General features: G+C 36.4%; 9 protein-coding genes. All 9 read right to left on the bottom strand.

The genetic code is table 11. The features are described 5' to 3' along the window. Positions 1-22: 22 nt before the first annotated feature. The 9 genes from ACB104_RS14195 to ACB104_RS14155 all read right to left on the bottom strand — a co-directional run bounded on the left by ACB104_RS14195 (position 23) and on the right by ACB104_RS14155 (position 15502). On the bottom strand, positions 23-730 hold the full coding sequence (locus tag ACB104_RS14195) for a LamG-like jellyroll fold domain-containing protein (protein ID WP_370479760.1): 708 nt from the start codon (positions 728-730) through the stop codon (positions 23-25). Position 731: 1 nt separating this feature from the next. Next, complete coding sequence (locus ACB104_RS14190; protein ID WP_370479758.1) at positions 732-2909, bottom strand: hypothetical protein; 2178 nt, start codon at positions 2907-2909, stop codon at positions 732-734. Between the two features lie 37 nt (positions 2910-2946). After that, the gene (locus ACB104_RS14185; RefSeq protein ID WP_370479756.1) at positions 2947-3816 is read right to left on the bottom strand and encodes an alpha/beta hydrolase; all 870 of its coding nucleotides are present in this window, start codon (positions 3814-3816) and stop codon (positions 2947-2949) included. Between the two features lie 18 nt (positions 3817-3834). Continuing rightward, a complete protein-coding gene (locus ACB104_RS14180; RefSeq protein ID WP_370479754.1) occupies positions 3835-5160 on the bottom strand; it encodes a family 43 glycosylhydrolase in 1326 nt (441 codons plus the stop codon). Positions 5161-5166: 6 nt separating this feature from the next. Beyond that, positions 5167-6840, bottom strand: a complete 1674-nt coding sequence (locus tag ACB104_RS14175; RefSeq protein ID WP_370479752.1) for an alpha-L-rhamnosidase-related protein — start codon at positions 6838-6840, stop codon at positions 5167-5169. 351 nt (positions 6841-7191) lie between these two features. Beyond that, complete coding sequence (locus ACB104_RS14170) at positions 7192-8766, bottom strand: carboxylesterase/lipase family protein (protein WP_370479750.1); 1575 nt, start codon at positions 8764-8766, stop codon at positions 7192-7194. A gap of 1 nt (position 8767) precedes the next feature. After that, complete coding sequence (locus ACB104_RS14165; protein WP_370479749.1) at positions 8768-10468, bottom strand: carboxylesterase/lipase family protein; 1701 nt, start codon at positions 10466-10468, stop codon at positions 8768-8770. A gap of 172 nt (positions 10469-10640) precedes the next feature. After that, the gene (locus ACB104_RS14160; protein ID WP_370479747.1) at positions 10641-12197 is read right to left on the bottom strand and encodes a RagB/SusD family nutrient uptake outer membrane protein; all 1557 of its coding nucleotides are present in this window, start codon (positions 12195-12197) and stop codon (positions 10641-10643) included. A 23-nt stretch (positions 12198-12220) separates the two neighbouring features. Further along, positions 12221-15502, bottom strand: coding sequence for a SusC/RagA family TonB-linked outer membrane protein (locus tag ACB104_RS14155; protein WP_370479746.1), 3282 nt, complete (start codon positions 15500-15502; stop codon positions 12221-12223). Positions 15503-15700: the final 198 nt, after the last annotated feature.

Here is a 15700-nt window from a genome sequence, read left to right as displayed (position 1 = left end):
TTTTAGTTAGTTTAGTTAATTCCTATTTAATTGTTTTAAAATCTTCAGGATTTAAAACCTTGTTTGTTATTTTGATGCTGTAAATTGCACCTTTAAACCAAGATACCTTATTTTGACGTACCCCTATAGAAGTTTTTCCTTCTGTAATTGGGGCATACTCAACGTGGCCTTCGAGTTCCTTATTTCCATTAACGAAGGTGGCCTGTTTACCATTTTTTACAGTAAATGCAATATGATGCCATTCATCTAGAGGATGAGAAAAATCTGGAGACATTAAAACCACCCACTTATCATTAGATTCAAACATACCATCCAAATACCAAGAATCATTACTAGAACGCATTTCTATCAAAGAGCGATCTTTTTTTACTGTGCCGGCATGAAAATAACGCTGTTCTTCGTTACCGCCTTTATCAAAACGAATAATCATTTCAATAGTAAATTCTGAAAGCCCTTTTAATGGCATTTCATCCAAAAATAGTGCATCATCAATACCATCAAACTGAACGGCATTACCATAAGGAGATTCTATTATTTTTGGGTTTCCGTGCACCAAAACTCCCTCTTTAGATTGAAGCAAATCAGATATAAACCAAACTACTTCTTCATTATCATGACTAATTCCTAAACAAGAGATAAGCATCAATACTAAAGAGAGATTTGTAAAATAATACAGTGCACTTTTCATTCTAGGCATATCTTTTATATAATATTTCAATATTCTAATCATACTATGGAGCTTTTATAAGGCCCTCACTTCTAACAACCCATGAGCCGTCATCAGGAAAACCAGGTGCATTTCTATCTGGAGCTCCTTCCCAGCCTGCTGCCATAACGGCCACCGCATAAAGTAAAGCTCCATTGGTAGGAAAATATATACCTCCTAATCCGCGATTGACACCATTTATTCCGTATGCTGTTCCTAGTCCTCCAATTAATTCGTGAAGAGCCTTTTCTGGTTGATGCATTTTCGCATAAGCGACAGCATCCATTCCATTTCTCCATCCCATTTTACGATTCCACGAAACTCTATACAGTTCATCAATCTTGGATTCGAAAATACTCGCTTGTGTCCGTATTGCGGTTTCCAAGGTAACTGCCTTTGAGGGAGGCATTAATCCCAGAATCTCTGTCAAATCCATTGGTTCACCCTCATTATCAACATAAATTCCGTTCTTAATTGGGAAGGTAACAAGCTTAGTAAGAACTTTATCCCAAGATGGATTACGTTTCAACCCCATTCGCTCTCTCCAAACCTGAGCATGATTAATTCCCCAATGCCAAAAGGCCAATACTTGAGGATTGTCGATTGTGTCCCCCCATTCTCCTCGCCCCATATTAAGCTGAATATGATAAATTCCAGTCTCTGGGTCGAGAGTTAAGAAATCAACCATATATTCGGCAGTTCCCTCAACAACCTCAGCCCACTTTTCTAGCGTTTCGCTAGTAGGATTTGTCTTATACTCGATTTCCGCAAAATGTATTGGTTGAGGTTGTTTCCATAGGAGTGCCTGATTGCCTTCCCAAGGTGCACTTCTACCTGATGGGGTTGCTGACTTTGGCCATTCAAGCCCTTTAAAACCAAATTGTTTTGCTCGAGCACGTGCTGTAGGAATGAACTTCTGATAGGAACTAATAGCTTCGTCTGTTAATTCCCAGCGATCCCACAAGCCAAAATGTGCCTGATGAAAAAAGATTATCTCAAAATGAAATTGTCCTCTCCAAGGATCAATATTCATAAGGCCACTTTCGGACGCAGGCCAACTTCCGGCGGCTTGAACCGCAGTAAGCCATTGAGAAAGTACTATACGTCGTTCTAATTCGTACCATCTAGAATCAGTACTCTCAGATAAATCTATAGCTCCACCAGTTGTCCAGAAGTCTTTCCAATATTGGCTACTTGCTAGCTTTGTTGAATTAAAATCAGGTATCGTAATTGAAACGGGATCAAGAGAATAAGTAGTACTAAATTCTAATTCAGAAAGCCCGTTTCCTTCTAAATAGTAAACCGGGCTGTCATCAAATTTTGATGCCTTAAATTCCGCACCTTCCGAATAATTTAAAGATACATGATAAGTAAAGTCGTCAACCTCTCTCTTGAAATCTTGGCGGGTATTGCTGATCTTGTCAAGAAGAGTATTGTTATTTTCGGTCTTCTTGAAGTCTCCAACCCAATCTTCTCGATTATTCAAAGTGGGATATGGAAAATCCAAGGCTACTTTAATAACTCCTTTAGCTATCAGATCAGATTCAATTCTCACAGACACCTGGTCATTTTCAGGATGTACGTAGGTGGTAACAATAACTTGCTGACCACTTCCTTCCATTTCCGCTGGATTTACCCATATGTCATCATTTATCCATTTACCACTTACGACAAATTGTGTTATATGAGTTCCTGTCCATAAGTCAAGAGTTCTCTTGCTGTTACTTGTTATGTCTTCAACAGTTAATTCCTTTCCATCATATCTTACAAAGCGTAAACGACCTAAATTCATTATATGAGGATTATCGAACATCCAATTACCCAAATCTTTTTTATCTTCTGGGAGCATATCGGGTCCGATATAACGTTCTCCCTTTTTAGATTGAAAGAAAGAACCAGTTTCAGGAATTTGATCTTCAGTTATACCTTCGGGTAACGGAAAGGAATGCCATCCCCAATGGGACATTGTGTTACCACCAAAAGTCTGAAGACCTGTGCCATCAATTCCAACACAAAATTCTCCATTTCCCATTGGTATCTGCCCACGTTCTTCCCAAGCCCACCTAATGTTATGTCTGGTAACTAATTGTTCACGGTCAATTGGCAAAACATCTTTTGCTAGTTCACTTTTTGTCTCCTTACAAGAATTAGTAATTAAAATGGTAAAACCAATAAAAAAAAATATGTTTTTTAAAATCTTCATCCATTATCTTTTAAAATATTTAATAATTTAATTTTTATTAAAATGACACGACTTCAATCCATTCATAAAATCTATTTATCCAACCATCTACTGGTAGGTTCTTTTTATCCATTCCAAAACCATGACCACCTCTGGAATACACGTGTAGCTCTGCAGATTTACCCGCTTGTCTCCAAGCCTTAAATACATCTGGGCTGTTAACAGCAATAAAATCGTCAGCAGCACATAAAATAAACACAGGAGGCGCACTTGCTGGCACTTCGGTATCATTTAACCATCCTCCATAAATTAATCCTGCAAAATTCAATTGATCTTCAGGTGAAACATTAAGGATTGTATGCATGGTCACACCTGCTCCTGCGGAAAAACCAATCATTCCAATTTTATTGGGGTCAACACCGAAGCTTTTACAGTTTTCTCGAACGTACTGAACAGCTTTAATACCATCATCCCCACCATAAAAAACTGGTTTTTCAGGTATCCCTTTTTTACCCTTTTCTTTTTTCAATGACCTCCCAAAGTTGTTCCAGAACTCATTAAATTCAGATTTATCAATTGGTGTTTTATTAAGTCTGTATTTTAAAACAAATGCCGTAAAACCTTTTTTAACTAACCACTCTGCAACTGCAGTTCCCTCACTTTCATAAGACAACCATACATTCCCTCCTCCGGGACAAATTATTACAGCTGTTCCATTAGAAATTAATTCATCCGGAACATACACTTCTAATGTTGGATCTACCACATTCCTTAGCATTCTTGTATTTGTTCCTGAATTATAAAATTCAATTTCCTGATAATCCCAATTTTCAGAACCCGGAGCTTTTCCTTCATACAACCGCATAATCTCTTGCGAATTACCAAGCGTAACAGAAAAAAACATAGCAACCAGTAAAAAATATTTCATAATAATTAGTTCTTGAGATTATTCATTAAACTTAAACCAATCCAAATCCAAAAGATCTTTACCTTCTCCTCTAAAGCTTATAAAAACAGCATGTTCTCCTTTTATTGGTTTTATTGGAAAGTTTATTGCTGTCCATTCGGAGTTCTCATCATTTTTTATTGAATAACTTCCTAAGGTTGGTCCCCAAGGCTGATCTTGTTTTATAACAATAGTTCCTCCATTAACAGGTTTTATTCTCATATCAATAGAACTCGCTCCTCCTTTAAAATCAAAATATTTATAAGCCACATTATCTGAAGGATTAATAGCTGTTAACATTTCATTCGCTTGTTCAAACAGTACAATCCTAACATTTCCATTCAACAGACAAGCTCTTTCCGCTTCAGTTTTAAGAAAGGCATTCAAGGGTGAACCTGCCCCTTGGGTCGTCATTTCTACTTCATCAATAGTTCCATCTTCATTAAAGAAAATCGGCTCTATACAAGCTTTTCGCATTGTACTGCTATTGTGTGTTGATCTGTGATAAAAAACAAACCAGTTACTATTAAACTCGACTATTGATCCATGGTTATTCCAGTTCGACGGGTCTGAATTATCGTTATCAATTATTACTCCCTGATATTTATATGGTCCTGTTGGGTTTTTACTGGTAGCATAGCCAATACAAGTTGGCCTATTAGCTCGACTTATATCTGTATAAACCAAGTAATAAAGACCATTTCTTTTGATCATAAAAGCTCCCTCATGGAAGTAATGCTCGTTTTCGGTAAGTATATTTGAAACAATTGATGATGTATCAACTTCTACCATATTAGGCTTTAACTTAGCTATCTTAGCATTAAATTGCCCCCATACGTAATACGCTTGGCCATCATCATCAATAAAAACTGATGGATCTATTTCTTCAATACCTCCAACATCTAATTTAACTCCATTGGTAAATGGGCCTTGGGGCTTTTCACTAGTGGCTACACCCTCAGCAGAATTCTTATCAGATAGACAATAGTATAAATAATACCTCCCATTGTTATACTGGCAATCTGGCGCATATAAATAAGCATCATTATAAGCTACCTGATCACTTTCTCCTTTTGAAGAAAATGAATTTGAACTTACCTCCCAATTAACTAAATCTGATGTACTTAAAATATCATAGCTATTAGAGCAGTAATACTCTGTGCTCTCATCTTTTGAGCCATAAACATATAACTTGCCATCGTTCCAAACTTTAGCCGAAGGATCAGCAAAATATACTCCTGATGGTATTATAGGATTTTGTGCTTCAATAGTTTTAGAAAACAAGAAACAAAAAACAAGAGCTATATAATATTTTGAGTAAGCCATAAAGATCTATTCGTTTGAATTAACTAATTCAACTTCTATCTCCTGAGGTTTTTTATAAGTTGTTTTCACAGATCCATTCGGTAATTTTTCATGTCTTAACTCTAACAATCCATAAGGGGTTGGGAAGGTTCCTTCCACCCAATTTAAATCACTTAAATGTGGTTCAATAACTATCTTCTTACATCCCGGATCAACAACATGAACCCCCAAAACATAGCGACTTAACCATGCGGTAGGTCCTGATGCCCAACCGTGACATAGGCTATGTCTGTACCCTACGTAACAATAGTCTCCATATTCACCATGAACATCAACTTTATTCTCTGGAACAATCTCATCAATACGTGCTGCATTTTCTTTCCAATCTATATTAAAATCTTCCCAAAAGGTGGTCGCGCCTAAATCTAACATAGCTCCCCAATATTCACGAATATTATCTATTGCTCCTTGATAGTCGCCTGCCATAGCTCTTGCTATAAGCATATAATACCCATAAAAAGTTGACATATTCTTTACACCGTTTTGGGCTAACATGCTTTTATTTGAAACTTCCGGAGAAACCAAATTGGCCATAGCTAATAAAGCTGCTGCCTGTTTTGACCCTGCCATTGATGGGGTGTGTTTTTTCAATTTTTTAACTGAAGCCTCACATAATTTTACTGTCGCCTTATCTCCTAGAATTTCACTTAGCTCTTTACCTGCTTCAAACCCTAATAACATAAGCGAATGAAGTCCAGCATGAATGGCATCTTTATTTTCACTTGATGGCCAGTCTAAAAAGCGTTCTCCATCTAAACTTTCACTACCATCCTCTTTTATTTTATCCGATAGCTGATTTAATAATCCTGTTAAATATTCCTTTTGTTTTTTAAGGTATTCTAAATCTCCCTGATAATAATACCAGTCCCTTTGAATAAGAATCCACCAAATGGAATATGACCCTATGCCATTCATATAATTTGGTAATGGCGTTTGCTTTTTAACAAAATCTAATGTTTCAGGCACGACTTCATTATATCCAAACACAGAATTAATAGTCATAACTTCTGGATGCATGTCTCCAACCCAAATTAATCGATCTCTTTTAATACCATCCCACAAATAATCCTGCATGTTTAAATGAACTGTATATGCACCTGTCATCCAAATATCATTGAGCCTTTGGTCATTACATTTAAAAGAACCTTTATAAGGAATATCTCTATACCTAAATACAGCACTTATTTCTTTAATAAAAACTCGTGAATTTGGATTAACTAAGTCAATACGAACAAATCGGAAACCTGATTCTCCAACATTAATCCTACCTAACTTAGGAACTAAAATTTCAAAATCTCTAATGGCATGGTCATTTGTTGCTCCTTTTTCACCAACATCACTCATTACTTCGGCCACAGACTCTCCAAACCTAATACGTAATGTACCGGCTGGATTCATATTCCCTCGTGGAGCAACTATTTCTATTCCACCTTGAATTTCTCTTCCAAAGTCCAGTATAATACCATGGTTAGAAATACTATCATTTCTAATCATTAAAAAATCATCCCTCCTCAAATCAGCTTGGCCTGACCCAGGTTTTAATACATATTCTGAATTCTTTATAAACTCTCCTGATTCATCCGTTTTCCAGACAATTCGAGATGGCGTTATGTATTTTGTTGTTAGACTTGTACTTCTCACTAATGCGGTATCCATGGATTGAAATACCGGAGGTAGCTGAGCTTCTGCTTTCAATACAAAAGCTAAACAAATCATTAATGTATATAAGTTTTTCATTATGCAGTTAAATATCTTATTTAGTTTTTTACAATGACTGGTCAGGTCATAAGGGCTGGTTTCAATACAATTAATTTACAACTTAAATTCCACCAAATAGAAACCCTTTATCTCAAATATATCCAACAATTAATTAAATTAAGTAAAGCTAATCTCGCCCATATAAGAGATGCGTTCATTTGGTTTAGGAACACTGTTCGTGTTATTTAGGAAGCTGATTAACAACAATTTGAATCAAACATCTTAAATTCCAACTTAATCATTTGGTTTATCTTTTTTAAGCATTATTTCTATCAATTCGCGTTCCTCCTTGTTCGGGTTTTCCTCTACTACACTTTCATCTACATCAAAAATCATGGTGCTTCGTGTATCCAATGAATACGAAGGCCATTCTAACGCTGTTGTACTTGGATCACTCGTTCTAGCGAATTCAGCCCAAGCATTAGCCATCTGTCTTGACAATTGCTCCGATTCCGGATAAAGCGTTAATCGCATCACTAAAGGAAGATCATAAGTATGAAAAGCTCTGAGTTTCCCATTTTCAATTGGAGTATTATACTGGCTTAAATACATCCATACCTTTGATTTTTTATTAGCTAATTGCAATTCCGCTAATTTATTAGCAGACCTCCTAAAGCTGCGATCTGATGATATTCTAAAATATAAATCACTCATAGAATCTTCCGGATAATCTCGTTGGTAGAGTTTCAGTAGCCCATCCAAATTATCTTCAGAAATTCCATCTTTAATTAGATTGTTTTTTAAACCCTTTAAATCCAAAGAAAAAAGTGTTGAATCTTGTTGTTTGAATAACGTGGTTTCATCCTTGCATGTTCCTATTAATAAGGGAATACCCTCCGATTCATTAGGAGCATCAGGGTAGAAAGGATGTCTTTTTAGGGAATAACCATCTACAACAGGACCAAAACCAAAAGCTTTTTGCATGAGCATATCAGCCGAAGCAGATAATAATTCCTCTACAGAATCAACTTGAATTTCAGACATAAAGTCTCTGATTTTTGCATTGGCCTCCTCTTGCTCGCTCATTTTTATACCTGCACCACTCATTATGGCTGCCTTATGAAATAATCCCTTTGCTCCAGGCATAGCCAAAAGACAACTTACCTTTGCTGCTCCTCCTGATTCTCCAAAAATCATAACATTATTAGGATCCCCACCAAAGTTTTGAATATTATATCGTACCCACTCAAGAGATGCAATAAGATCTAATTGACCTGGATTTCCTATTTTATATTTTTTATCAATTCCTCCTAAATAAGCATAACCAAAAACACTTAAACGATGATTGACACCAACCAAAACAACATTCTGCTCCTTAACAAACTTGTCTGAAAAAACACTAAGCAAACCGCCTCCATCTTTAAAACCGCCTCCATGAAAATAAACCATAACAGGAAGTTTTGCTTTTAAATCAGGACTAAGAACATTCAGGTTTAGGCAATCTTCACTCATTCCCTGTTTTGACAATTCAAACCTATCTTCTCTACCTCCAGAAAACCAAGGTCCTAATTGATTCGTTTCAAAAATACTTCTGCCTGTTTGGTAACATCGATCCCCATTAGTTGTGCATTCTCTTACTCCATTCCATTTTTCAGGCCTTTGGGGTGGCAGAAACCTGTTCTCTCCACCAGTATCTGCACCATAAGGGATGCCACGGAATATTTTAACATCATTAAACTGATAGCCCTTAACTTTCCCATATGCAGTTTCTGAAATAACCTCTGAAGTCTTAGATTTACTTGAATTACAGTTCACATTAATAAATCCTAAAACCAAAAAAAATATAAGTCTGAAAAAATTAGATTTCATATTAGCTTCGGTTTAAAATTTTATTAGCAAGATCCCTAGCTTCCCTATCTGGATCATTACGAACCTCACAGATATCGTTTAAAATCATAACAGCTCCCTTTTCATCATCGTATGCAGGCCAATGTGGAATTCCTGAATGATTTGGATTTCCCGTTCTTGCAAAATTGGTCAAAGCCAACCCCATTTTTTCAGCCAATTTACGTGGCCTACTTCCTCCTCCTGTAATCGTATCCATAATGTCTGTTGTATTAAACCAAAATGGCAAATCGCTATTATGATAAGCCCTAGGTCTACCATCATATAAAGGGGTCGCCCAATCAAATAAATAATTGTAAACCACACCTCCATTAGCTGATTGCCTTTTAGCCTGCTTGATTTGACCATTTCTACCTGCCAACAACGACCATATTTCAACTGGTTTTTTCTCTGGGAAAACTTTGGCATAGGCATCTACCACCTTTCCAGCTCTCTCCCCAAAAGCCACATTACTGCCGAAAAACCCACCACGTTTTGGAGACTCCGCCAATTTTTGCTTGAGCTCCTCAAAAGTTATATCCTCAAGAGAAGGGTCGTTTTTACTATGTGAATATTCAGCAGTTGTATTACCAATTATCATTGGAATACCTGCCGAGATTGAAGGAGCCGTAGGGTGAAAAGGGTGATGTGGAATATGGAGATTATCGAGACATGGAGCAAATACCCCAGATCTTAATCCCGGAACTGTCCGTGTAATCATGTATAAATCTTTCCAGGGAAGTTGCTGTAACTTGTCAAGGTTAGCTGAACTAATCCCAACAGCTTTAATGAACTTACGAGCTTTTTCCGCTTGTGACTCAAAACTAGCCACTTTCAATGCGGCACCACTAATGGTCATTGCCTTATGAAACAGACCCTGAGCTGAGGGCATAGCCATTAAGATACTTACTTTAGCTCCTCCACCTGATTGACCAAAAATGGTAACATTCTCAGAATCTCCTCCAAAATTTGCGATGTTTTTTTTAACCCATTTTAAAGCAGCTACACAATCGAGCATTCCGGCTGAAGATGAATCCTTATATTTTTCTCCACCAATCGCTCCTAAATTTAAATATCCAAAAAGATTTAATCTATGGTTTACAGTAACCACTATTGCATCACCAATTTTACTTAGGTTCTCACCATTATAAGCGTTAATTTGTATGGACGACCCTCCTGCAAAACCGCCACCATGAAACCAAACCAATACAGGTCTTTTAATATTGTCGTTAATACTCGGAGTCCAAACATTAAGGGACAAGCAGTCCTCTCCATATCTTTTTTCAGCCCAATCAAAAGTAAACCAGTCAGAGAAGTGATTAAAATCGGGTTCCATTGGATCTCCCAGCCCACCTCCCTGTGGTGCTGCATTGCCCCAATATAAAGCATTACGTACCCCTGTCCAGGGCTTTGGTTTTGTTGGAGCCATAAATCTATTTTCTCTAGTCGTATTGCCACCATAAGGTATCCCCTTGTATGTATAAATTCCATTACGCTGAAAACCCCTTACTTTACCATATTCGGTTTCTACAATTGCTTCCTTTTCTGATATCTTTAAAAATTGTTTGGAAGGGCTTTCGAGTTTTTCTTCCGTATCTGAACATGAAGACATCATTAAACCACTTATTCCAATGGTCGACGCCCCCATTCCAACGGTTTTAATGAAATCTCTTCTTTTATTTTGCATACCTAAATCTTTTAGCTTTTAAAATTGAAACCTTCTCCAATAGAGCGTTCAATTAGCTCATTACAAAAAAAGCTCAGAGCTTTACACTAACTAGTTAAACACAATAATAAAATTGGGAAGACCCGTTAAGTTAAATTCAACTCAACAAATCTTCCCATACAAAAAAACTAAACTAGTATCCTGAATTTTGAAAATTGGGATTACCCATTAAATCTATTTCAGATTGTGGAATTGGATAATTAACCATATGCGGTTGCATAATTCTATTTGATACATTTGTGGAGTTTGAGCCTACCATAAAATGAAGACTTACCCTTTCTGCCAGCAATCCGAGTCTTTTCAACAAGAACCATCGAGAGTGCTCCAAAGCCATTTCACGTGCATGTTCCTCCAGATAAGTATCTAAAGTTATTGATGTGTAATCGAACGCGGGATCATTGTCGAAGGCTCTTCTTCTAACCATATTGATGTATTCCAAAGCTTTTGAATCTGTACTACCTCCTAATCTCCAATGCGCTTCAGCTCCAAAAAGTAATGTTTCGGCAAAACGATAATGAATATAATTTTGATAACTATCTGTAGAGGTGGCCGGTTTATTTTCATCATGAAACTTTCTAAGGCTAAAATGATACCTTCTATAGTTATCTTCCGTTGAAACGAAAGGTTGACCAAAATTTGGATGATCCGGATTATTTACAATATAGGTACTTGGATCATAATAATAAGTAGTATAGCGATTGTCATTGGTTTGATCATACAATGATTCACAGTAATCGTTTGGAAAAGCCCAACCGAAAGACTGTCCGCCATATTCAACTGCTTGAATAATTTCACCACTTCCTGCTTCATAAAGTCTATTAACAAACATACTTGCAAATGCAGTAGCTCCACCTCCAGCAGAAGCGTTTCCACTTGCCAATTCCTGACTAAATGGATAAGTATATAATGATTCTGCGTGCATTCTATCACCTGAAAAAACTTCATTCACTCCTACCAAATGATGTGTGCCATTATCAACTATGGCGTCATATTGATTGGCCGCTTCTTGCCAATCTTGCTGCCACATAGCTGCATTTCCTCTGAGGTGTCTTGCCACACCTTGACCATAACGACCAGGTTCAACCCCCCATGATAATTTAGAAATGGCAAAATCCAAATCACTATTGACCAAAGCCCAAATATCTGCAGGATTTGCAGGAACGTACTCTACATCTACAGCAGGTTCTGTTTTTAACACAATATTGTTATAGATGGTATATGCTTCCATATATGTTTCAGCTCTCATTGCTCTAGCTTGTGCCAATAAAACATCCTTTTTATTCTGATCCATATCAACATTTGCAGCACTTGAGATAACTGTATTACACCTTTCGATGATCAAATACAATTGATCCCATTTTCCTGTTGGACCAATACTTGTTGGACTATAAGAGTTAGGATCATATGCCCAACTTGACGCAATTCTTGCGACCCCCAAATCCGTAGCTATACGGAAAAAACCGCTTGCCTGAATTGGAGCATCTGTTCCAGCAGGATAATATAACTCCCTCATTAAGTTATAAAGGCCATTTACCCCTGCCTCCAAACCTGACTCTGTAGACAAGAATGAAGAATCTGTAACATCAAAAGGAGTTTCCTCTAATAAATCCTCACATGAAAATGCCAGTAAAATTGTTAATAACAGAATACCAACATATCTAGTTTTATATAAATTTTTTATTGTTTTCATCTTAATTAAATTTTTTAATTTTACTAAAATCCTACTTGAAGACCTGCCGTTACCGAAATAGATTCTGGATAAGAATAGGCATCATTTTCAGGACTAAATGATTGAAAATCAGTAACAGTTATAAGGTTTTGTCCTGTTACGTAAAACCTTAGCTTACTTAACCCTAAATTGTCAATAACGTTTTCAGGCAATGAATATCCCAAGGTAACATTCTGCAATCTAAAAAATGAAGCATCTTCCAAACCAGCGGTAACGTTGCCCAAATCCATAAACCTTCTTCCTCTTGCCTCAATTGGTCGAGGTCTATCTCCTGTTGGGTTTTCTGGTGTCCAATAATTCACCCTTACCCCTGATAATATTCCTCTTGGGTTACCACCAGTTTGGTAGTCCACTAAGAACGGATTAAATTTAGTAACACCTTGTACTGTATACAAACTGCTTGAGAAATCAAAATTCTTGTATTGCATGTTTAAGGTAAAAGTACCATACCAATCTGGACCTTGTTGAGTAATGACCCTATCATCTCCATTTAGATCGCCGTCATTCGGATCTCTATCCCAAACTTGAATGTCTCCCAATTCGGCATCTGGTGTATTGGAATTGTCTATTTGTTCTTGCGAACTGAAAATCCCTTGAAATAAATAGTCATAATAAACATCTATGGGCTGCCCGATGAACCAACGGTTGGCTACATCATCATCTTCTCTTCCATCTCCATCTTTATCTTCACCATATAAACTGATAATTTTGTTTCTATTACTATTTACTACAATACCTGCACTTAAGGTAAAATCTTGTTTCCTGATAATGTCTGCATTAAATGAGGCCTCAATACCTTTGTTTTCAATCTCTCCCACGTTAGTTTTACTAACTGCATAACCTGTTACGGCCTCAAGAGCTCTGTCAACAAGTAAATCCTTTGTTCTAGTATTGTAAAATTCAACTGTACCGCTAAATCTATTTTGAAGGATTCCATAATCCAGGGCTAAGTTAAAGGTGGTTGATGTTTCCCATTTAAGATCTGGATTTGGAAGAGTAGCCCCTGGCAAAAGTCCAGCGGTTTTATTTCCGTTTATGATATAATCTCTGGACACTAGGGTGTTTAAACTTTGGTATGGCTCGATACCCTCATTACCCACACTGCCATAACTTCCTCTGAGTTTTAGTGTATTTATAGAACTTCCACTCAGGAAATCTTCTTTATGAACATTCCACCCTGCACCAACGGCTGGAAAATATCCCCATTTGTTATTGGCACCAAAAACACTAGATCCATCAGCACGCATTGAAGCTGTTAAGTAATATTTTCCTCCGAAATTATATTGAGCTCTACCAACAAAAGAAACTAAATTTCTTTCTAATCCTCCAATTGTTGTTTGATTTGTTCCTGCGGCAGAAATATCGTAAATACCAATATTATCATTAGGAAAATTACTTGCCTCGTTATTCAAAAAGTATGATTTAGTATTTAGAACACTTTGAACAAATGTTAAGTTTAAATTGTGATCATCATTACTAAAATCAAAATCATAATTAAAAATATTCTCAAGTTGCCAAGATTTATTTTCATTATAGCCAATAGAACCTAACCCTTGACCTCCAGCTTGAATACCGCGTAAGGATTTAGATGAATTATAGATAATAGATTTTCTGTTGATAGTATTTCTACTCGCATTAAATCTATAACTGAAACCTTCAAATGGTTTAATGTCTAAAAAAACATTTACTATATCTCTTTTATCATCAGTAGTGTTAGTGATTTCATTTAAATCCAAAAGTGGATTAAAACTATCCTGAACATCACTTGGATTGACTTTTAAACTACCATCATCATTGTATACTTGTCCTAATGGGGATGTGGTTATGGATCTCAATAACATTGATCCAGCATCATCTGTGTAAGCAATCCCAGGGTTGTCTTTTTCAGAAACCTGATAAGAAGTATTTATACCTACTTTTAGCCAATCTGTAATCGTTTGATCCAAATTCAACCTGATTTGACCTCTATTAAAATTTGAACCTTTTATAAGACCCTCTTGTTTAAGGTAACTAAAGCTACTGTAGATTTTAGTTTTCTCAGTCCCGGCAGAAACACTTATATCACCATTGGTAATAACAGCCGAATTGTTAATAATTTTGTCCTCCCAGTTTATATAATCCCCTGAAGCGATAGTTTCCAGTTCTGAAGCCGAGAACACCTGATCATCTGGTAAAAATGTCCCACCATTTGATGCTCTAAAGGCTTCCCGTTTATAAGCAATAAATTCATCTCCGTTATAAGTTTCAAAATGTTTTTGAAGTGATTGAACACCTGTATAACCGTTAAAATTAACCTGAATTTTTCCTTCTTTACCTCTTTGGGTCGTTATTAAAACTACGCCATTTGATGCTCTTGCTCCATAAATAGCTTGTGCAGCAGCATCTTTTAAGACTTCCATAGAGGCAATATCGTTTGGGTTAACATCATTTAAGCTAGAAACTTGCACTCCATCTACAATTACCAATGGCTCATTTCCACCATTTATAGACCTTTTTCCCCTTATTTGAATAGTAGTAGAACTTCCTGGACTAGCATCGGCAGTACTAATTAAAACTCCCGGCGCCTTACCTCTCAACATTTCACCAACATCCGAGCTTGGCACTTTAACTAAATCTTCCGTATCCACTTTTGATACAGAGCTAATCAAATCGCTTTTCCTTTGAGTACCATAACCTACAACAACAACTTCATCTAAAGCAGCCGCATCTTCTTGCAATTTTATCGTCAACGTAGTTTCACCATTTAAAGCCATTTCTTTAGTTTTAAATCCAACATATGAAACAACTATTGTGGCATTGGAATTGGATACCTCCAGTACAAAATTACCATCAAAATCAGATTGTGTTCCATTAGTTGTACCCTTTTCAATAATGTTAGCGCCTGGAAGCGGCTGATCATTTGAGTCAACAATTGTTCCCGTAATTTGATAATCCTGATTTTGCTTGTCAGTATTTATAGTTTTTTCTTTAATGATTACCCCTTTGTTATCGGTTATTGATATACTAAGATTGCCCATAGACAAACTTGAACTTAGTAAATCGTTCGTATTTATAACCCCTTTTTTAACATGTACTTTTGGGTAATCCTTAAACATACCTTCTTCATAGAAGAATTTGTAATCGGTTTGCTCCATTACAAGGTCAAATACCTGATCAACTGTTAGCGTTTTGTCTTCTTTAATCCTGATTTTCGAATTTTGGGATACAATATTATTAGGTGTGAAGGCAAATACAGTTGTAAAGAATAAAAAAATGAATGTCTTCATAATAATTAGTAGTAACCTCTTCCCAAATATGGAATACGAGTTTGTAAATTTAAATTTCATAAATTTGCGTATTATTTAGTTAGTTAATAAATATTAATTAATTGGTAATAATCTATAGAGGGTAAAGCGTTATACTTCCCGGTTAAACAAACTTTATCCTCTTTTCTTTTTAATGTTTTTTTATATCATAGGCTTGCT

Origin of the sequence: Tamlana flava (assembly GCF_041287255.1) — a bacterium.
In the GTDB taxonomy this organism is placed as follows: domain Bacteria; phylum Bacteroidota; class Bacteroidia; order Flavobacteriales; family Flavobacteriaceae; genus Tamlana; species Tamlana flava.
The sequence above is the reverse complement of the archived record's forward strand: the minus strand, read 5'-3'. Positions and strand labels throughout refer to the sequence as shown.

Coding starts and splice junctions, on each gene's coding strand:
- ACB104_RS14195 (WP_370479760.1), bottom strand. CDS start 730: ATGATTAGAATATTGAAATATTATATAAAAGATATGCCTAGAATGAAA.
- ACB104_RS14190 (WP_370479758.1), bottom strand. CDS start 2,909: ATGAAGATTTTAAAAAACATATTTTTTTTTATTGGTTTTACCATTTTA.
- ACB104_RS14185 (WP_370479756.1), bottom strand. CDS start 3,816: ATGAAATATTTTTTACTGGTTGCTATGTTTTTTTCTGTTACGCTTGGT.
- ACB104_RS14180 (WP_370479754.1), bottom strand. CDS start 5,160: ATGGCTTACTCAAAATATTATATAGCTCTTGTTTTTTGTTTCTTGTTT.
- ACB104_RS14170 (WP_370479750.1), bottom strand. CDS start 8,766: ATGAAATCTAATTTTTTCAGACTTATATTTTTTTTGGTTTTAGGATTT.
- ACB104_RS14165 (WP_370479749.1), bottom strand. CDS start 10,468: ATGCAAAATAAAAGAAGAGATTTCATTAAAACCGTTGGAATGGGGGCG.
- ACB104_RS14160 (WP_370479747.1), bottom strand. CDS start 12,197: ATGAAAACAATAAAAAATTTATATAAAACTAGATATGTTGGTATTCTG.
- ACB104_RS14155 (WP_370479746.1), bottom strand. CDS start 15,502: ATGAAGACATTCATTTTTTTATTCTTTACAACTGTATTTGCCTTCACA.